This is a genomic window from Nocardioides aromaticivorans (genome assembly GCF_013408525.1).
GTDB classification, from domain to species: Bacteria; Actinomycetota; Actinomycetes; order Propionibacteriales; family Nocardioidaceae; genus Nocardioides; species Nocardioides aromaticivorans.
Map to the genome: position 1 here is coordinate 2,990,913 of NZ_JACBZM010000001.1, position 20,188 is coordinate 3,011,100.

17 protein-coding genes are annotated in these 20,188 nt (G+C 67.9%); 16 read left to right on the forward strand and 1 reads right to left on the reverse strand.

Annotated features, from left to right (window positions below; all coding sequences use genetic code 11):
* Window positions 1–9: 9 nt before the first annotated feature.
* From BJ993_RS14200 to BJ993_RS14275, 16 genes are all read left to right on the forward strand, one after another.
* Window positions 10–1,380, forward strand: coding sequence for an aldehyde dehydrogenase family protein (locus BJ993_RS14200; protein ID WP_179649407.1), 1,371 nt, complete (start codon window positions 10–12; stop codon window positions 1,378–1,380).
* A 29-nt stretch (window positions 1,381–1,409) separates the two neighbouring features.
* Window positions 1,410–3,011 (forward strand): CocE/NonD family hydrolase, encoded by a 1,602-nt coding sequence (locus BJ993_RS14205; protein WP_179649409.1) that lies wholly within the window; start codon window positions 1,410–1,412, stop codon window positions 3,009–3,011.
* 20 nt (window positions 3,012–3,031) lie between these two features.
* The gene (locus BJ993_RS14210) at window positions 3,032–4,447 is read left to right on the forward strand and encodes an amidase (RefSeq protein WP_179649411.1); all 1,416 of its coding nucleotides are present in this window, start codon (window positions 3,032–3,034) and stop codon (window positions 4,445–4,447) included.
* Between the two features lie 121 nt (window positions 4,448–4,568).
* Window positions 4,569–6,212 (forward strand): ABC transporter substrate-binding protein, encoded by a 1,644-nt coding sequence (locus tag BJ993_RS14215; protein WP_207007234.1) that lies wholly within the window; start codon window positions 4,569–4,571, stop codon window positions 6,210–6,212.
* An 86-nt stretch (window positions 6,213–6,298) separates the two neighbouring features.
* Window positions 6,299–7,219, forward strand: a complete 921-nt coding sequence (locus tag BJ993_RS14220) for an ABC transporter permease (protein ID WP_207007232.1) — start codon at window positions 6,299–6,301, stop codon at window positions 7,217–7,219.
* Entirely contained in the window at window positions 7,216–8,067 is an 852-nt protein-coding gene (locus BJ993_RS14225) for an ABC transporter permease (RefSeq protein WP_179649415.1), read from the forward strand. Before BJ993_RS14220 ends, BJ993_RS14225 begins: the two co-directional genes overlap by 4 nt.
* Complete coding sequence (locus BJ993_RS26585; protein ID WP_179649417.1) at window positions 8,064–9,059, forward strand: ABC transporter ATP-binding protein; 996 nt, start codon at window positions 8,064–8,066, stop codon at window positions 9,057–9,059. The genes BJ993_RS14225 and BJ993_RS26585 overlap by 4 nt, the downstream gene beginning before the upstream one ends.
* 41 nt (window positions 9,060–9,100) lie before the next feature.
* Entirely contained in the window at window positions 9,101–9,952 is an 852-nt protein-coding gene (locus BJ993_RS14235; RefSeq protein WP_242530388.1) for an ABC transporter ATP-binding protein, read from the forward strand.
* A gap of 73 nt (window positions 9,953–10,025) precedes the next feature.
* Entirely contained in the window at window positions 10,026–10,526 is a 501-nt protein-coding gene (locus BJ993_RS14240) for a hotdog family protein (RefSeq protein WP_179649419.1), read from the forward strand.
* Window positions 10,523–12,148, forward strand: a complete 1,626-nt coding sequence (locus BJ993_RS14245) for a class I adenylate-forming enzyme family protein (protein ID WP_179649421.1) — start codon at window positions 10,523–10,525, stop codon at window positions 12,146–12,148. The genes BJ993_RS14240 and BJ993_RS14245 overlap by 4 nt, the downstream gene beginning before the upstream one ends.
* 75 nt (window positions 12,149–12,223) lie before the next feature.
* A complete protein-coding gene (locus BJ993_RS14250) occupies window positions 12,224–12,838 on the forward strand; it encodes a TetR/AcrR family transcriptional regulator (RefSeq protein WP_179649423.1) in 615 nt (204 codons plus the stop codon).
* A gap of 59 nt (window positions 12,839–12,897) precedes the next feature.
* Complete coding sequence (locus tag BJ993_RS14255; protein ID WP_179649425.1) at window positions 12,898–14,616, forward strand: CocE/NonD family hydrolase; 1,719 nt, start codon at window positions 12,898–12,900, stop codon at window positions 14,614–14,616.
* 816 nt (window positions 14,617–15,432) lie between these two features.
* Window positions 15,433–15,894 carry a hypothetical protein gene (locus tag BJ993_RS14260; protein ID WP_179649427.1) on the forward strand — a complete coding sequence of 154 codons (462 nt, stop codon included), beginning with the start codon at window positions 15,433–15,435 and terminating at the stop codon, window positions 15,892–15,894.
* Window positions 15,891–17,309: a ferredoxin reductase family protein gene (locus tag BJ993_RS14265; protein ID WP_179649429.1), complete on the forward strand. Its 1,419-nt coding sequence runs from the start codon at window positions 15,891–15,893 to the stop codon at window positions 17,307–17,309. Before BJ993_RS14260 ends, BJ993_RS14265 begins: the two co-directional genes overlap by 4 nt.
* Window positions 17,310–17,314: 5 nt before the next feature.
* Entirely contained in the window at window positions 17,315–17,788 is a 474-nt protein-coding gene (locus BJ993_RS14270; RefSeq protein ID WP_179649431.1) for an FMN-binding protein, read from the forward strand.
* A 2-nt stretch (window positions 17,789–17,790) separates the two neighbouring features.
* On the forward strand, window positions 17,791–18,606 hold the full coding sequence (locus tag BJ993_RS14275) for an FAD:protein FMN transferase (RefSeq protein WP_179649433.1): 816 nt from the start codon (window positions 17,791–17,793) through the stop codon (window positions 18,604–18,606).
* Here the strand turns inward: BJ993_RS14275 and BJ993_RS14280 are convergent.
* Window positions 18,560–20,032, reverse strand: coding sequence for an MFS transporter (locus BJ993_RS14280; RefSeq protein WP_179649435.1), 1,473 nt, complete (start codon window positions 20,030–20,032; stop codon window positions 18,560–18,562). The two genes, BJ993_RS14275 and BJ993_RS14280, sit on opposite strands and share 47 nt — an antisense overlap.
* Window positions 20,033–20,188 lie beyond the last annotated feature (156 nt).

Sequence of the window (20,188 nt, forward strand, 5' to 3'; positions counted from 1 at the left end):
GGCCGAACCATGTCGCAGTACGTCGTCGTTGACCCGTTCACTGGGTGCGAGCATCGTCGGTTTCCAGGCATCAATGATCGCCAGCTCGATGACCTCGTCGCGCAAGCTGCGAGCGCGGTTCCGGTCGTGGCACGTTCGACATCGGCTGACCGCTCCGGGCTGCTGGCCAAGGTTGCCGACCTGTATGTGGAGCGGTGCCGTGATCTCGCCGAGATCTCGGTCATGGAGATGGGCAAGCCGATCGCCCAGGCGATTCACGAGATCGAGTTCACGGCCAGCATCTTCCGGTACTACGCGACGAACGCCGATGACCTGCTGGCCGACGAGCCCATCCTCGTGCGCGACGGAAGGGGAGAAGCGCTCCTGCGACGTGCACCGCTAGGAGTCATTCTCGGTGTGATGCCCTGGAACTACCCGTACTACCAGGCGGCTCGATTCGCGGCGCCGAACGTTCTGGTCGGCAACTCGGTCCTGTTGAAGCCTGCGCCCCAATGCCCCGAGTCGGCCGCGGCCATGCAGCAGGTCATGCAAGACGCGGGCGCACCCGATGGGGTGTACTCGACAATCCTGGCCTCCGACGAGCAGGTCGTCTCGTTGCTCGAGAATCCCGATGTCCAGGGAGTGTCAGTGACGGGATCTGAGCGCGCGGGCGCCGCCATCGCAGAGGTCGCGGGTCGAAATCTGAAGAAGGTCGTGCTGGAGCTCGGCGGGTCCGATCCCTTCATCGTCTTCAGCACGGGCGACCTGGACGCCACGGTCTACCACGCGGCGACCACCCGGCTGGAGAACACGGGGCAGGCGTGCAACGCGGCCAAGCGATACATCGTGCACGATGACATCTACGACGAGTTCGCAGCCCGGCTGGTCGAGCTGTTCGGCAGTGATCAGCTACGTCCGGCCGATCCGCGCCTCGAGGAGACGATGATCGGTCCGGTCTCGTCGACTGTCGCGGCGGACAGGCTCGCCGACCAACTTGCGCGAGGCCTCGAGCAGGGCGCCCGGGTCCTCGTCGGCGGGCAGCGAGACGGGAACCTCTTCGCTCCGACCGTCCTGGTCGACGTCACTGCGGACAACGACATCTACCACGAAGAGGTCTTCGGGCCGATCGCCGTTCTGCACCGCGTTTCCAGCGAAGGGGAAGCGATCGCGTTGGCGAACGACACCCCCTTCGGGCTGGGTGCCTACGTGTTCAGCGCCGACCTCGAGCAAGCAGAGCGTGTTGCTGACCGGCTGCAGACAGGAATGGTGACGATCAACCTGGCGCACGGGGAGGCTCCTGAGCTGCCCTTCGGCGGCGTGAAGCGCTCCGGGTACGGGCGTGAACTGGGGCGGCTCGGGGTCGACGAGTTCGTCAACAAGCGCCTCGTTCGGAAGGCGTGAGTGCGATGGCGAGCTGCACTGACTCATTCATGGTCGCGATGGCCGACGGCGTCCGTCTGGCCACCGACGTGTATCTCCCTGAACCCATCCACCACTCGCGAGCGACAGTTCTGGTCCGCCTTCCCTACGACAAGACGGGTCGCTACACCTTCCTGCCTGACATCGCGGCCCGGATGACCGCCCACGGATTCGCCGTGGTCGTCCAGGACGTACGCGGGAAGTTCCTGTCCGAGGGAGAGCGCGTTCCGTTCGTCAACGAGGTGGCGGACGGCGCCGCGACGCTGGACTGGATCGTCGCGCAATCCTGGAGCAACGGGGTCGTCGGAATGATGGGCGACTCGTACTACGGCTTCACGCAGTGGGCAGCCGTCGCGTCGGGCCACCCCGCACTCCGGGCCATCGTTCCTCGCGTGACCGGGTCGGAGTTCTTCCGCATCTTCGCCCCGGACCTGGTGCCTCGGCTTCCGCTGCACGAGTGGGTCATGCACACCTTCTCGGTGCCGGAGATGCTCGAGAGCCCTTACGCCACCATGCGCGGTGGGCGAGCTGCATATGAGCTGCCGGCGGAGGCCGCTCGCGTCGGCGATCTTATTCGGGACCTCGCGAACGGCCATGCGCGAAGGTCGCTGGTCACCCCAGCCCTCCCACTTGGCCGGCCGGCTGCGAACCTGAGCATCCCGGCGCTTCACATGGGCGGCTGGTGGGACAACCTACAGCGCCACCAGCTCTCGGACTGGCATGCCGCAAGCAGATCACCCGCCGGCGGACACCAGTTCCTGCGCATGGGCGCATCCGACCACGAGGACTTCAGGCTCCACGAGGATGACGAGCCGCACGCCAACCATGAAGTCGACGACGACGCACTGGCGCACTACCTGGACCGCATGACTGCTGATCCGATCGCCTTCCTGGATCACTACCTCCACGGGCGTCAAGGACGGTGGCTCGCGCCGCGGGTCCGGTACGAGATCGCCAACCTGGGCTGGCAAGCCGCTGACCGGTGGGTCCCCGCGGACGTGGTTGAGCGCCAACTGGTGCTCGGTCGCCTCGAGGCGGCAACGGGAACTGCCGACGGTGGCAGCCTGTCCCCAACCGTAAGGGCCGAGCGTTCCAGCATCAGCTGGACGCACAACCCGGCCGAGCCGGTTCCGTTCCTCATCGCGTCCGAATGGGCCCAGTGCGAGCACCTGCCAGACGAGCAGGCCTTGCACGAGCGCGCTGACGTCGCCACCTTCACGACCGACGGGTTCGGGCTGGCGACCGACATCGTCGGACATGTCGAGGCCGAGCTGCACGTGAGCACCTCTGGTCCGAGCGGTCACATCGTCGCTCGGCTCCTCGATGTGTACCCGTCTGGTCGAGCCCGTGTCGTCCTCGAAGGCGCTGCCCTGGTCGAGGGTCCGCAAGTGGCCACACGATGTCGAATCGACCTGGGAGACACCGCCTACCGCATGCGGCCAGGGCATCGCCTGCGGCTCGCGATCAGCGCATCGTGCTTCCCGCTGTACCCGGTTCACCCCGGCACGTCCGCCGAGGTCTGGGACGCGCAAGCAGCCATTGCCCCCGCGACGCACACGCTGCTGGGTATGCCCGGCGCCCCGTCCGTCCTCAAGATCACGACCCGCCGCTGACTGACTACTGAAGGAGAACCATGACCGACGAACTGATCTGGAAGAGCGCTGCCGACCTCGGCGATCTCTACCGCCGTCGCGAGGTATCGCCTGTTGAGGTGGTCGAGGCTGTCCTCGACCGCATGGACCACGTCCAGCCGATCCTGAACATCATGGTCACCGCGACCGCGGAGCAGGCCCGGGCAGACGCAAAGGAAGCCGAGAAGCGCTTCACGGCCGGGGACGATCTTCCCCCGCTCTTCGGTGTGCCCATGACGGTGAAGGACCTGGCCGAGACGAAGGGAGTGCGAACCACCTACGGATGTGTCGCGTTCGCCGACCACGTCCCGGACTTCGACGCCGTAGGTTGGGAACGACTCAAGGCGCAGGGCGTGATCCTCCTCGGCAAGACCACCACTCCTGAGTTCGGGCTCCTCGGCGTCACCGAGAGCAAGCTGACCGGCTCGACCAGCACTCCGTGGAGACCGGGCTTCAACGCCGGCGGATCCTCGGGCGGTGCAGCGGCCGCTGTGGTGGCAGGAGTCGGCCCGATCGCCTGGGGGTCGGACGGCGGAGGCTCGATTCGGGTGCCGTCCTCGCTGTGTGGAGCTGTCGGCATCAAGCCCTCTCTCGGCCGCATCCCGACGATCGACTCCGAGGACGGCGACTCGACCGACGGTCCGATCGCACGGACCGTGCTCGACGCCGCCATGGTCCTGGAGGTCACCAACGGCCACGATCCGCGCGATCGCCACTCCGTTGCAAAGGACACGCGGAATTACATCGAAGCAGCAACGGCGCCCGGCGATCTCACGGGCGTGCGCATCGCAGCCTGCTACCACCTGGGCCAGGACATCCTCGACCCGGAGGTGCGACGCCTCTTCGGGGAAGCCGTCGATGACATGCGTGCCGCCGGAGCCGTCGTCGAGGAGGTCGAGATCGAGCTGCCTGACACGATGACCTACTTCGACCACATCAACGGTCACGCCTATCAGCAGGCCGCCGAACAGATGAAGACCTGGAGCATCGAGATCTGGCCCATGATCCTCGAGCTTGCCGACCGAGCCGGTGCGGCCACGGCCCGGCAGATCCACGACGCCAACCACCGCGTCAAGACCGACATCTACAACGCGTTTCGTGCAGCGATGAACGGCGCTGACGTCATGGTCACGCCCACCACAGCGACCCCGGCCTTCCCTCATGGCGGACCCGGTGGCCCCGCGGGCACCGTCGACGGCCGCCACGTGCCTGCGCTCGGGAACCTGGCCCACATGACCACCGAGCCGCCAAGCCATGCCGGCCTGCCCGCGATCAGTGTCCCGGGCGGCTTCACGTCGGACGGCCTGCCTATCGGAGTGCAGTTCATCGGCAAGCTCTGGGCCGACTTCGATGTCATCTCTGCAGCGTCGAGGTATGAACGGGCCACGACCTGGCACACCCGTCACCCCATGCTCTGACCCATCGGCTCGATGCGCGGGACACCGATCCAAAGATCGGGGAGCAAAACGCTGGCGCGTAGTAGAACACTTGTTGTACATTCATTGTTGTAAGTGACCTGGATCACCCGAAGGACATCTCATGGCGCACCAAACCTCTGGCCCACGACGTCTCGGTCTGTTGGCGCTCTCGCTGGCAGCGACGGCGATGCTCGCTGCATGCGGGAACGGCTCGGACGACCGACCCGAGCCGGTGACGAAGGACGACCTGGTCGACGTCCTGCCGCGCGCGAAGGGTGGCGTCGACGTCGTCAAGTGGAATCTCCCCGCCGAACCCGACACGCTCGACCCGGCCAACACGGTGACCTACGCGTCCGGAACGGTCGTCCGTAGCCTCTGCGACACCCTGCTCACACGTGACCCCGACCTCGCGCTGAAGCCCAACCTGGCCAGCTACGAAGTCGTGTCGCCGACCGAGATCGTCTACACCATCCGGGACGACGTGAAGTTCTGGGACGGCACGCCCTTGACGGCCGAGGACGTCGCCTGGAGCCTCAACCGGATGCGCTCCTCGGACTTCGTCCTCAGCTTCGCGTTCATCAACGTGAAGTCCATCGACGTCACGGGGCCGGACCAGGTGACCGTGTCCTTCAGCGAGCCCGATGAACTGTTCCTCAACTCTGGTCCGGCTCTCGGCGTGATGGAGAAGAAGTACTCCGAGGAGCACGCCGACGCGATCGGGACACCTGACGGTGGCCTGATGTGCAGCGGACCGTTCGAGCTCGAGTCGTGGAGCCCCGGCAGCAGCATCAAGCTGAGCCGCAACCCGGACTACTGGAACGCCGAGCGAAAGCCGTTCGCCGAGACGGTGGCGTTCTCCTTCGTGGGTGACGCCACTGCTCTCACGCAAGCCCTGAACGCCGGCGAGATCGACGGCGCTTACGAGATTCCGGCCTCGGCCGTGCCGGCGCTGTCGAAGTCCAGCGTCGGGCGCATCACCTTCGGCCGGTCCATGCAGGGGCTCAACCTCAACGTCGCGCGCCCGGACGGTCCCATGTCCGATAATGACGTGCGCCAGGCCCTGCAGCGCGGCATCGACCGGGGGGCGTTGGCCGACGTGATCTACAACGGGGCAGCAGAGCCGACCTATACCTACGTCACCCCCACGACCTGGCCCGAGGGGCAGAAGGACGCCTACCAGAAGGCCTACGACGCCTTCGTCGCCGAGCGCAAGTATGACGTGGAGGCCGCCAAGAAGCTCGTCGCGAAGTCGGGTTACGACGGCGAGACGATCGTGCTGGCGCTCACAGCCGGAGACGACACCGAGTCGCGATCCGCGCAGCTCATCCAAGAGCAGGCGGCAGCGATCGGGCTGACTGTCAAGCTCAAGCCGCTGCAGCCCCTGGTATACGACCAGGCTGGCTACGACGCAGCCAAGCGCAAGGAGCTCGGCCTCGATCTGATGCTGTCCTCGAACTTCAACGGCGCTCCGGACCCGCTGGAGCCGATGGGATTCACGTCCCTGCCTGGGCAGCCGTACAACTACACCGACTTCGACGATGCCGAGGCGACGGCTCTGCTGACCGAGGCGCGACAGACCTTCGATGACGACCAGCGCGCTGAGATGGTGATCAAGGCGCAGCAGATCATCGAGGAGGACTCGGCAGTCATCCCGTTGTTGTCGACCTACACGACAACGTTCCTCAACGACCGGCTCACTGGCGCGATCACCTCGTTCGCCTACTGGTCGATGCCGGCCATGGCCTTCATCGGCGCTGCTAAGTAGAGCCAGAGATGAGTCTTCTGTCGACGGTCTCGGCCGGGGTGAGTGCCGGCGCAGCTCGGGGGCGGGGCGAGTTGGGCCGCCGAGCGGTGACCACCGTGCTGGGCGCGTGTGGAACCATCGTGGCGTCGTCGTTCGTGATCTTCGTCGCGCTGAGCAACGCCCCAGGTGACCCGGTCGCCGGTCTTCTCGGGGCCAAATCCACGGATGCGGCGCGCGCGGCGAAGAGGGCGGAGCTCGGCCTCGACGACCCGTTGCTGGTCCGCTACTGGCACTGGCTCACCGACGCACTCCACGGTGACTTCGGTACCTCGGTCGTCTTCAGGCAAGACGTGGCCGGCCTCATCGGACCGCGGCTCGAGACGACTCTGCTGCTGGTGGCGCTTGCATCTGTTCTGATGCTCGCCGCTGGTATCTCGCTCGGCGTGGCTGGCGGGGTGTCGCGCCGGTGGCGGTCGCTGGTCAGTGCGGCTGTCGGCCTCGGGATCTCCGTGCCGGCGTTCGTAGCAGCCGGTTTCCTCACCAGCGTGTTCGCCGTCAGTCTGGGCTGGTTCCCCACCTTCGGGGCAGGAGTCGGCCTTCTGGACCGGATCCACCACCTCGCGCTTCCTGCGGTGGCGTTGTCGATCGGGTACGGCGCCTACATCGCTCAGCTCACCTCGGCCGCGGTCCATGAAGAGAGTGGCAAGGAACACGTGGAGACCAGCAGGGGGCGTGGGATCTCTGAGAGACGCATCCTGCGCGCGCACATCCTGACCAACGCTGCTCTTCCGGTGATGACGGCATCCGGGCTGGCCATCGCGGGGCTGGTGACGGGGGCAGTCGTCGTCGAGGAGGCCTTCGCAATCGACGGAATCGGCTCCCTCCTGGTCAAGAGCATCTCCAGCAAGGACTACTCCGTCGTTCTCGCCGTGAGCCTGGTCATCGTGACGGTGTTCGTCGTTATGACGACCATCATCGACATCGCGCAGGCGTTCCTCGACCCGCGACAGAGAGGAGCTGTGCGATGAGCGCCATCACTGCGTCGTTGGGAGACCTCGCAGGTCGACGACTCCCTCGTGACCCCGTCCTCCTGATCTCCGGGGTGGTCTGCGCGGTGCTGGTGGCCCTGGCGGTCATCGGCCCCTTGCTGGCGCCGTACCCGGTCGGCAAGTCAGACATCCTGGCCTCCGGGCAGGGGCCGAGCGCTGACCATTGGCTCGGCACAGACTCTCTCGGGCGGGACCTGCTGTCGAGGGCGCTCTCTGGTGCTCGGCTGAGCCTGACCGGCCCGGCGATCATCGTGTTGGGCAGTGCAGCGGCCAGCACTGCCCTCGGCATCCTGGCCGCCTGGCGCGGCGGTTGGATCGACCGGATGCTCAATCGAGCACTCAACGTGATGTTCGCGGTTCCGGGGATCCTGGTTGCGGTCTTGGCGTCGGCATCCTTCGGAGCGGGCTTCTGGGCTCCGGTCGTCGCGCTGAGCATCGTCTACACGCCGTACGGCGCCCGGGTCGTACGAAGTGCTGCCGTCAAGGAGCGGAACATGCCCTACATCGAAGGCCTGCGTCTCGGGGGAGTCAGTTCTTGGCGGATCTGCACGCGCCACCTCCTCCCCAATGTCGCTCCCATCGTGCTGGCCCAGGCCACCGTCGCTTTCGGTACCGCCCTCGCCGACTTCGCCGCAGTCTCGTTCCTCGGCCTCGGCGTTCAGGCGCCTGCCGCGGAGTGGGGCCTCATGGTCGCCGACGGCAGGTCGGAGATCCTGGAAGGAGCGATCCAGCAGAGTCTGGTGGCCGGCCTCCTCATCGTCGTGACCGTGGTCGCCTTCAACGTGCTCGGTGAGCGCGTTGCTGCCCGGCTGGGGGTGGACCTGTGAACGACGGCACACTCCTCGACATCCAGGGGCTCGGCATCGAGCTCACCCGCACGCGGCCGGCTCGCCCTCTCGTGCGCGATGTCAGTCTCGCGATCAGGTCCGGCGAATCCGTCGGCCTGGTGGGCGAGTCGGGGTCTGGCAAGTCGATGACGGTCAAGGCAGCGATGCGTCTGTTGCCGGCCGACGCGAAGGTTGACGGCGACATCATGTTCGAGGGCCGTTCCGTGCTCCGTCTCGACAGGTCCGGTCTCGCAAGCTATCGGCGGGCGGACGTGGCGATGATCCATCAAGACCCCCGAGCGCACACGAACCCGATCCGAACGGTCGGCGACTTCGTCACCGAGGCCGTCGTCACAACCGGGCGTGCAACCAAGCGCGAGGCGGCCGAACGCGCCCGTGAGCTGCTCGAACAGATGGGTGTGCACGACGCAGACCGTCGTCTGCAGCAGTATCCTCACCAGCTCTCGGGTGGGCTGCTCCAGCGGGTCATGATCGCGGCAGCGCTGATGACCGAGCCGAGGCTGATCTTTGCCGACGAGCCGACGACGGCGCTTGATGTGACCGTTCAGTCGGAGGTCGTCGCGATTCTCGCGGAGCAGGTCCGTCAGCGGGGTCTCGGCATGCTCTTCATCACCCACGACCTCGATCTCGCCGCTGCAATTACCGACACGCTCGCGGTCATGTATGCCGGCACGCTGGTCGAGAAGGGGCCATCCGCGGATCTGTACGCAGCGCCGCGACACCCTTACACGGCCGCTCTCCTGGCATCGCGGCCCAGTGCTACCGAGGTTCGGCGTCTGGTCACGATCCCCGGCAGGCCAGTGGCGGCCTTCGAGGTCGAGCAGGGGTGCGCCTTCGCGGCGCGCTGTCCGTTCGCGGTCGACCGTTGCCGGGGCGAGAGGCCGGCACTGCGCGACATCGGCGGCCGCAGCGTCGCTTGCCACCGTGCAGAGGAAGTGGCCTCAGAGCTCAAGATGGCGGCGTCCGCGTGAACGCCGGGGGAGCAGTGGCCAGGCGAGGGAAGGCGAGGGACGTGGTGCAAGAGCCGCAGCGCTCAGGTGGGGACACCATTCTCGAGGTCGATGGCCTGACCAAGGTCTTCGCGTGGCGAGGTCATTCCCACGTTGCGGTCGACGGCGTGAGCTTCGCGCTGCACGCGGGCGGCTCGCTCGCGGTCGTCGGTGAGTCCGGGTCCGGCAAGACGACGATCGCGCGCATCATCGCCGGCCTCGAGACGGCCACGTCCGGCACCGTGGTGGTCGATGGCAGGACGATCACGGCAAAGGCGGGCGACGTATCCGCTCGCCGTGGTCTCCGGGGAAACCGTGGTGGCCGATCGGAGCGCGACCGGGTCGTGCAGATGGTGTTCCAGGACCCCTTCGGTTCGCTGGATCCGCGGCAGCGCATCGGTGCGGGGCTGAGTGAGCTGCTGACGATCCACTTCGACCTGAGCCGCACGGCACGCAGCGCCCGTGTCTCGGACCTGTTGCAGCAGGTGGGTCTCGACGACCGGCACGCGCAGATGGTTCCTCGGACACTGTCGGGCGGACAGCGTCAGCGCGTGGCGATCGCGCGGGCGCTCGCAGTCGAACCCAAGGTTCTCATCCTTGACGAAGCCGTCTCAGCGCTCGATGTCAGCGTTCAGGCTCAGGTGCTCAACCTGTTGGCCGACATCCGCGCCGAGACCGGCATCTCCTACCTCTTCGTGTCTCACGACCTTGGTGTGGTCCGGCAGATCACCGACACGTGCATCGTCCTCAACCGCGGGGCCGTGGTGGAGGCGGGATCGACGAGTCAGGTTCTCGACGACCCCCGCGACCCCTACACGCAGGCATTGCTCGAGGCCGTCCCGAAACCGGGCTGGCGGCCGCGCCGCCGTACCTGATTGCTGGCCCCTGCCACGTGCATCGCACTGTCCTCGTAGTGGAACAACCGTTTCAAGAAAGAGAGCTCGCTGAATGACCATCGACAGCACGGACACGTCCGAGGTCGTCACCCTGACCGTCGACAGTCCGGACGAGGTGCCGACCCTGGCCGGAAAGACCTTCGTGACGCCCTGGTTCACCATGGACGAGGACCGGCACAAAGCATTCGAGCACGGCACGTACCTCGACAGCTACCCACACGGATACGGTGGAGAGTCGGGGTACGGCGACGATCTCATCGAGGGCTTCCATCTGCTGGGGATGCTCGACTACCTGTGCAACCACGCTCTGTGGTCCGAGGGACCGTGGCTCGCCTGGAACTACGGGCTGGACCACGTGCGGTTCGTCAGTGTCGTGCGGAGTGCCGACTCGCTGCGGATTCGCGGAACGGTACGTGAGGTCATCGACCGCGGAGATCAGGGTCACCTCGTCGTGGTCGATGCCGTCGGCGAGGTGAAGGGGCGGGAGAAGCCCGGATTCGTCGCCACGTTGCGCGCTCTGTGGACCACGGTCGACGAGGAGGCCGGTCGATGACGACGGCGAAGATCGAGCTGAACGAGTTCCAGGCCTCGTTGCGCGGGTTGTCGATGCCTGCGGCGCTGGACCGAGCGGCGGCTATCCACGGGTCGCGGCTCGCCATCACCCACATCGAAGGTGGCGGTCCGTCGGTGACCTGGGCTGAGTTCCGCGATCAGGTCTCGCGCCTTCGCAGCGGTCTGCAGCAGTTGGGGGTGCGGGCTGGGGACAAGGTGGGTGTCCAGCTGCGCAATCAGCTCGAGTTCCCGCTGACCTGGTTCGCCGTGGCCGAGATCGGAGCGGCTGTCGTTCCCCTCAATCCCAAGTACACCGCACGTGAGTGTGCCTTCGTTCTGGAGGACTCGGGCGCCTCGTGGCTGGTGGTGGCCAGCGACATCGTCCAGACCTACGTCGACGACGGGCAACTGACTGCGCCAGTTGAACGCGAGCGCATTGTCGTGGTCGGTGACCGGTCCTCGATCGCGCCAGGGTTCGAGGACCTCCGGGCGTTCGGGGAGCTTGCCTCGGCGGAGGTCACCCCCCTGGCGGACTACCCCGATCAGGACACGGTCGTGAATATCCAGTTCACGTCCGGAACCACGGGCCTTCCGAAGGGCTGCCTGCTGACGCACCGGTACTGGATCGAGCTTGGCGTGTGGGGTTCAGGTCTCTATCACAGCGAGCGCATCCTCGCCGACCACCCGTTCTACTACATGCAGAACCAGGGCTACCTGATGAACGCCCTAGCGGGCGGAGGTGCCATCTACGTCACCGCCGGGATGAGTCGGCGCAAGTTCATGGACTGGCTCGTCGACCACGAGATCGACATGGCCTGGATCGACGAGGGGCTCCTCGACGAGCCGGTGAGCGACAAGGACCGGCGGCTGAAGCTGAGGCGGGCCCCCGTGGCAGCCGTGCCACCGGAGGAACTGGCGAAGCTCGAGGAGCGATTCGGGCTTCTGGCGAGAGACTTCTATGCCAGCACCGAGGTCGGATGCGGCACTGTCGTGCCGTGGGACCGGGCCGACCTTGCTGCCAAGGGCTCAATGGGCCTGTGCTTCCCGACCAGGGAGTCCAAGATCGTCGACGAGAACCTCGAAGAGGTGCCGCCCGGTCGTTCGGGCGAGCTGTGCATTCGCGGCGAGGGGATGATGCTCGGCTACCACAACCGTCCCGAGGTCAACGCCGAACTGTTCTTGCCCGGTGGCTGGTTCCGAACCGGAGACGTGGTGCGAAAGGGCGCCGACGGCGCCCACTACTACGAAGGCCGCCTCAAGGACATGATCAGCCGAAGCGGCGAGAACATCGCGTCGGCCGAGGTCGAGTACCAACTCCTCACCATGCCGGAGATCGACGACGTGGGTGTCATTCCCGTTCCTGATCCGGACAGGGGAGAGGAGGTCAAGGCGATCGTCGTGCTCAAGGCCGGTGCTGACGTCACGCACGTTGCGGTCGTCGACTGGGCGCGGCGCGGCCTCGCCCAGTTCAAGATCCCGCGCTACGTCGAGTTCCGCTCCGAGCTGCCCTACACGGCGAGCGGCAAGGTCCACAAGGCCGGGTTGAAGCAAGAAGCGCCGTTCAACGCCGCGACGGTGGACGTGACTGGCTCGGGCTCACGGACCGTTCAGGGCGCGTCGTGATGGTGTTGGCCGGCCGGCGGGCGCCGCCGGCCGTAAGGTGATTCGCGTGTTGTACAACGTCGAAGGAGGCTGGTAATGCCGCGCTATGTCGATCCCGAGCAGCGGAAGAACGACATCATCGATGCCACCTTCGAGGCCATAGCTGAAGGTGGATTCCCTCAGCTGACGGTGCGCTCTCTCGCCAAGCGGCTGGGTGGCTCGAGCACGTTGGTCACCCACTACTTCCCCAACCGCGACGCGTTGCTGTCGGCGATGACCGACCGCGTCCTCAGCGACGCGGAGTCAAAGAGCGCCGAGCTCTTGGAGATCGCCGATCCGCACGACCGGCTCCACGCGGTCCTCGAGTGGTTCCTGCCCAACACGCCCGAGTCCCTGATGGTCGAGCGCGTCCGCGTCGTCCTCGTGGCGCACATCGCGACCGAACCGGTCGTCGCTGACATGTCCGCTCGCATGGAACCCGGGATGCGTGGCCTCATGCGGCAGGCGTTGGCGGAGTTCGTGGACCCGGCCGAGCTCGAGGGCATGGTCGATCTCCTCCGCGCCTGGACCAGCGGCGTCGTCCTGTCGGCCGTCGAGCATCCAGACCTCTGGACACCGGAACGACAGGCAGCGGCGCTGGACCGGTTCCTGTCGTCGTTCGAGCTCCCGCTCTCGCGGTCAGCTGCGGGAGCTCCTGCAGTCAACCGCTGACCAAGTCCCGCGGCCTCCTAGGTCGCCCCTCTCCCTACTTCGTCCCAAGGAGCGTCCTCATGACGTTCGAGATACTCGAACACGTCACCGCGGCAGAGCCCGTCGCGCGGGCCGAGCAGAGCATGGTCCGCATGCGCGACGGTGTTCGGCTCGCGACCGACGTCTACCTGCCTCCGGTGCCGGGCCGTCACGGCGTGGTCTTGATCCGCGGTCCGTACGACAAGAACAGCCGCTACCAAGGGTTGGCGGACATGGCCGAGGTGTTCAACGATCGTGGACTGGTCCTCGTCGCCCAGGACGTCCGGGGCAAGTTCCGTTCCGAGGGCGTCACGCACCCGTACGTGTCGGACGTCGCGGACGCCTACGACACCCTGGACTGGATCATCGGCCAGTCGTGGAGCAACGGCAGTGTCGGTCTCGTCGGCGTGTCCTATCTAGGTTTCACGGTCTGGGCAGGCATTGCCTCGGGTCACCCGGCGGTCAAGGGCGCGGTGCCCCAGGGAACCGGCGTCAACATGGCTCGCCACCACCTCGGCAGCCCCTGGCGACAGGACCCGGCCCCGCTCCTCGGAGCGGACGACCTGCTGCAGATCTGGGCGGACAACGACATCCGCTACCTCTCGATCGACTACACCCGTGCACCGCTCATCGACACCTTCGAAGAGGCTGCGCGCTCGATCGGCGTCCGGCCTCCTGCCCTGGACGACTACTTCCGGCGGGTCCGGACCGGCGACGTCTTCAACCCGTACGGCGACCGCCACCCCTACTGGACCACCAACGTGCCGGTGCTCCACTGGAGCAACTGGTTCGATCCCGGTCTCGGTCCCGAGGGACTTCACGACTTCCGCTACTTCCGAGGTGCAGGCGGTCGCCGCGGTCTGCACTACCTCCGCGCCGAGTCGGCGGACCACGGCGGCGTACGGCTCGAGGACATTCCCTACGCAGACCAGCAGCACCCGTGGGTGAACGATGCCGAGCACACGCAAGTCCAGTACCGGCAGGCGATCGATGCGGCGGACTTCCTGCTACCGCTGCTGACGGGGCGGGGCTCGCTTCCGTCGCCGTCGCAGCGCGTCAGGTGGCACACCGGCCACGCCGGATGGCGCACGGCGGAGGACTGGCCTCCGGCCGGCGTCGTGCATCGGAATCTGTTCCTGTCGGCAGCGGACAGCGCCCTCGACGGGTCGGAGGGCGGTGCACTCTCGCATCATCCGGACACCGAACGCGCGACGGTCTCGTGGGAGCACGATCCGGCGAGCCCAGTTCCTTCCTCGGTCACGCACGATGAGTGGTGGACGTTCCTCGCCTCCTACCCTGACGAGCGCGACTTCGGTAGCCGGTCTGACGTCGTGACCTTCACCTCCGAGCCGACTCCGACAGCCCTCGACATCGCTGGCAATGCAGTGCTCAACGTTCGTGCCGCGACGAGCGGTCCGTCCATGCATCTCTTCGCCAAGCTCCTTGATGTCGCGCCTGACGGATCGGCCCGACCCGTCTCGCATGGCCGGACGTTGCTGGAGCGGCCTGACCTGGAGGATCTCATTTCCTTCGAGCTCGACGCCGTCGCCTATCGGGTGCGCCCGGGCCACCGACTCCGGCTCCACCTCGCATCCAGTGACTATCCGCTCTGGGTTCGACACCCGGGCACGGATGAGAACCCTTGGCACGCCGAACTCTTCGAGGTGAACCATCAGCGGCTCCTCCTCGGCGGCCTCGACGCGAGTCACCTCCGGCTTCCGATCTACCCAGACTCAGGGGACGAGGGTCTGCGCCTGTGATGGCTCCACTGTCCATGGCCGAGGAACTGGCGAAGTGTTGACTCGCGGCGCTTGTCAATCACGAGACCAGTCTCGCGGAGCAGCCTTCGGCAGCTAGCCCAAGTGCCCCCGGGGCGGCAAGGCAGTCACGATGTTCCTTGGCTCGACATGAACTCCTGGGTCATGTGGCCGGTGGTGTTGACCATCTGGCAGTCCCGTGTGCTGCCCAGCATTGTCGCTTGTTCGGCAATGAGCCCTTCGGGAATCGACTGTCGGGCTTGTTGGGCGCAACGAATGCACCCTCACCAGCTTGGACAAGCTCCAGCAGCTCGGCGCGCTGACGACGTGCTTGGTGAGTCTCGGTCGACGAGTCCCTGCTTCCGCGGCGGACGTTGATGGGCTCCGCGGCGTCTACAACGCTTACCCCCGGCGTACCCCGCGGATGCAATCCGTGCGGTTCCATGCGTTGAATCCACGCCTGCACAGGCGTGAAACCGGCCAACCGATGGGCAGGAAGCCATTCGCAATGAGAAGGTCAGGGGTTCGAATCCCCTCACCTCCACCAGCACAGCTTGAACCGGCAGGTCGCCTCTGACCTGCCGGTTCTCGCGTTTTCGGGTCTGGTGCGTTGAGACTTCCACGGGGGATTCACCGTGCCGGGATGTCCCGCTTACCCCGCCGGGTACCCCGGGCGACGGGGAGCCGCGCAGCGCTTCTTGGGTGCTCCGACGAGCCGGTCAGACACTTCGGTCTGGGCGGGCCTCGGTGACCTGCAGTCACAGTGAGTGCACAGGTGGGGGACAGGGCGGTCCCACCGACGGTTCCGAGACTGGGCGTGTGAATGACGACACCACCACCTCGACACCGGAGACCGAGCCGCTGGTCGCGGGCTCCGGCAACCGCTGGGAGCGCAGCGCCCAGCCCGACGACGCCCCACCCGCCGACGGTCCGCCGTCCGGTCCGCCCCCGGACACCGGGGCTTACCCCGTCGTCGCCGCGCCCGTCGCGAAGCGTCGCCGGGCTCGGGCCGCGGCTGCCATCGCCGCCGCGGCGGTGGTCGCGGGCGCCGGCGGCTTCGGGATCGGCCGCGCGACGGCGGGCGGCGACGCCGTACCGGTGAGCAACCAGGTCGGCGACTCCGACCAGGGGCCGGGACGGTTCGGCGATCGTCAGTTCGGCGACGGCGACCGGCCGGAGTTCCCGGGCGACGGTCAGCCGCCGGGGGACTTCCCCGGACAGGGCCAGGACACGGGCCAGGACTCGGGCCAGGACTCGGGCCAGGACTCGGCGACGTCATGAGCACGACGCCCGCCGCTCGTGGCTGGGAGGTGTCCCTGTCGTCGGCGACCCGGCCGCGAGCAGCGGTCGTCGACGAGGCGGTCCGCACGGTTGCCGGTCTGGCGTTGTGGGTCGGGCTGTTGCTGGTGGCCTACTGGTGGGTACGCGACGGCGGCCTCGGTGCTCTCGGCAGCGCCGGCGCGGCCTTGACCGGCCTCGGTCAGCTGTCGGGACTGGTCGGCTCGGTGCTGCTGCTCGCGCAGGTGCTGCTCATGGCCCGCATCCCGGCACTGGAGCGGGCGTTCGGCCAGGACCGGCTCGCGGGGCTGCACCGCACGATCGGGTTCACCTCCTTCAACCTGGTGCTGGTGCACGTGCTGACCGTGACGTGGGGGTACGCCGCCGGCTCGCTTCTCGCCGTACCCACCACCTTGTGGGAGCTCACCTGGGACTACCCGGGCATGTTGCTGGCCGCCGCCGCGACGCTGTGCCTGGTGCTGGTCGTGGTGACGAGCGTCCGGGCCGCGCGTCGGCGGCTGCGCTACGAGTCGTGGCACCTGATGCACCTCTACGCCTATCTCGGTGTCGGGCTGGCGCTGCCTCACCAGCTCTGGACCGGTGGGCAGTTCACCGCCTCGTCCGCCCGCACCGTGTTCTGGTGGGGCACCTGGATCGTGGCGGCGGGGGCCGTGCTGGCCTGGCGGGTCGGGCTGCCGGTCGTCGTCAACCTGCGCCACCGGCTGCGGGTCACCTCGGTGGTCGGTGAGGCGCCGGGTGTCTGGTCGGTGTACGTGACCGGCCGCAGGCTGGACCTGCTGCGCGTCGAGCCCGGCCAGTTCCTCACCTGGCGCTTCCTCGGCGCGCCGGGCCGGAGCCGGGCCCACCCCTACTCCCTGTCCGCCGCACCCGACGGCTGCAGCCTGCGGATCACCGTGGCCGATGCCGGGGACGGCAGCCGCGACGTCGCGACACTGCGGCCCGGCACCCGTGCGTTCGTGGAGGGCCCGTACGGACGGCTCTCGCCCCGTGCCCGCGAAGCCGGCGCGTCGGGCAAGGTCGCCTTCCTCGGCGCCGGCGTCGGCATCACGCCGCTGCGGTCACTGCTCGAGGGGATGGCCTATCCACCGGGTGCTGCCGTGTACGTCGAGCGCTACCAGCACACGCCGCTGTTCGCCGCGGAGGTGGACCAGATCGCCGCCGAACGCGGCGCCCGGGTGCTCCGGCTGCCGGGTCGGCGCCGTGCCGACGGATCCTGGCTTCCCCACCTGTCCGCCCCCGTCGACGACGTGGGCGCGCTGCGCGGCTGGATCCCCGACGTCGCCGAGCGCGACCTCTACGTCTGCGGACCCCCGGCATGGACCGAGTCGGTCCGCGCCGCTGCCCGAGCCGCCGGCGTACCCGACCGGCAGCTGCACATCGAGAAGTTCGAGTGGTGACCTCCATGCGACGCATCGCCCTGTGGGCAGCCAGCACCGTCTCCGTGCTGGTCCTCCTCTTCGGCTACCACACCTCCTCCAGCGGACCCGAGGCGACGACAGCCGCTCCGCCGGTGTCCGGATCCCTCCCGGTGTCCGGGACCTCCGGCTCGTCCAGCTCGTCGGGAAGCCCGGGCTCGTCCGGCGGCTCGGGGTCGGCCTCGGGTGCGACGACGACCGGCGACTCCGTCGACACGCGATGGGGACCGGTCCAGGTCGCGATCACCGTCGAGGACGGCACGATCACGGCCGTCGACGTCCCCGTCTACCCGACCGGGAACCCCAAGGACCAGCAGATCAACAGCTACGCACTGCCGATCCTCGTGCAGGAGACCCTTGATGCGCAGAGCGCGTCGATCGACATGGTGAGCGGCGCGACGGTCACCAGCGTCGGCTACCAGCAGTCGCTGCAGAGCGCGCTCGACCAGGCCGGTCTCTGAGCATGGGTACGACGCACCGCCGCACCGTCGAGGTGATGGGCACCGTCGTCAGCCTCGCCCTGCGTGGCCGCCACGCGGACGGGCCCGAGGTCGACGCGCTCTGGGCCGAGGTCGTCGGTGTGCTGCGCCATGCCGACGAGGTGTTCAGCACCTACCTGCCGGATTCGCCGATCAACAGGTGGGGCCGGGGTGAGCTCTCGCTCGCCGAGGCTCCGCCGGAGATTGCGGAGGTGCTGGCACTGGCCGAGGAGGCCCGCCTCCTGTCGGGTGGTGCGTTCGACATCAGGGCCACCCGGTCGCAGTACGGCGGCGGTCCGGATCCGTCCGGCGTGGTCAAGGGCTGGGCCGTGCAGCGGGCAAGTGCGCTGCTGGAGCGGCTTGCCGACACCGACTTCTGCCTCTCTGCCGGCGGTGACATGGTCTGCCGGACCCGGCGTGTCGACGCCGAGCCGTGGTGGATCGGCATCGAGGACCCGGTCGACCCGACCCGACTGATCGCCCGAGTTCCCGTCCACAACGGTGCGATCGCCACCTCTGGCACGGTGCACCGCGGCGAGCACATCATGGATCCGCGGACGGGCTCGCCGGCGCGGACCCTGCGGCAGGTCACCGTCATCGGCCCCGACCTGACGGAGGTCGACCCAGAAGCCACGTCCGCATTCGTCCTCGGCGACGAAGCCCGCGGCTGGCTGCAGGCGCGACGGAGGACGGGTGTCCTGGTGCACACCGACGGCCGGGTCGAGGTGGTCGCACCTGCAGCCGGCCGGCGCGTCACTCCGGTTCGGCCGGGTGCTCCTCGGTCGAGTGGGAGTCGGTGAGGGTGAGCGCGCCGACGACCGCGACCAGGCCGACGACGACCGCGAGCACGCCGTAGGTGATCCGCTCGCCGTGGAAGAAGGACTGCACCAGCGCGCTGCTCCACGTGCCGGCCGGGAGCTGTGCGGTGACCAGGGCGGCGATCAAGGTGCCGACGACCGCCGTACCCACGCTGGTGCCGATCTCCTGCGCGGTGTCGTTGAGGGCGGCCCCCATCGAGGTCCGGTTGGCGGGCATCGCGTCGACGAGCGCGATCGCGCAGATGGTCATCACCGTGCGCAGTCCGATGGTCATCACGACCATGGCGGCGGCGATCGCCGAGTAGCCGTGCTCGACGCCCCACGCCAGGCCGGCCAGTGAGCCGGTCAGGGCGAGTGCGCCGACCAGGCAGGCGATCCGGTGGCCGAAGCGGGCGGCAAGGCCCTCGGACAGTGGGGTGGCGGCGATCATCGTGACGATGATCGGGAGGTTCGCGAGGCCTGCCCGCACAGGGCTCCAGCCGTAGGCGTACTGGAAGTGCAGGATCAGTCCGAACATCACGCTGGCCATCGCGATCGACGTGCCGACCTGGGCGATGACCGCGCCGCGGACGGTGCCGTTGGAGAAGAGGCCCAGGTCAAGCATCGGGGAGTCGGTACGACGCTCGCGCCACACGAACCCGAGTCCCGCGCCCACGGCGCCGGCGACCGACGCCAGGGTGAGGGCGGAGAGCCAGCCGTGCTCGACGCCGCTGGTGAGCGACCAGCACGCCAGCCCGATGCCGGTGATGCTCAGCAGGGTGCCGGGGACGTCGAGCCGGTCCCTGGTCAGGCCGTCGGCGTCGTCGGCGGGGACGCCGAGGTGGACGCCGACGAAGGCGACCAGCGCGATCGGCGCGTTGACCAGCAGCAGCCACTCCCATCGCACGTGCGCCAGGGCGGTGCCGCCGAGCAGCGGACCGAGGACGAAGCCGGACATGCCGACGAGGATCATCACCGTCATCGCCCGCATCCGCAGCGTCTTGTCGTCGAAGAGCCGGAAGACGAGGGAGTTCGTGATCGGCGCCATCGCCGCGGCGGCGACGCCGAGGGCAGCCCGCAGCGCGATCAGCTCGCCCGCGGTGCTGACGAACACCACCAGCCCGCTGAGCACGCCGAACACGACGAGGCCGACCTGCAGCACGCGGCGCCGCCCGAACCGGTCGGCGATCGACCCAGCGGTGAGCAGCAGGCCGCCGAAGGTGAGCGAGTAGGCGCCGGTGACCCACTGCAGCGCCGTCGTACCGCTGCCCAGGTCGCGGCCGATGGTCGGCAATGCGATGGACAGCAGGGTGTTGTCGACCATCTCGACGAAGAAGGCCAGGCACAGTGCGGCCATCGGGATCCACGCCGCACGCAGCGACGGGTAGGTGCGTGACGGACCGGCGGTCACGATCGTGGTGCTGGACATGGTGGGCTCCCCTCGGGTCAGGGCCCACCTTGAGGAGCACCGGTTTCACGGTGGTTTCACGACGCCTTCACGGCTCTTCGGGCCACGCGCCGACAGGCGAGGTATCCCTTGCGGAGATGGCGCCGTCCTCGACCGCGTGCCGAGGCGGCCGACGTC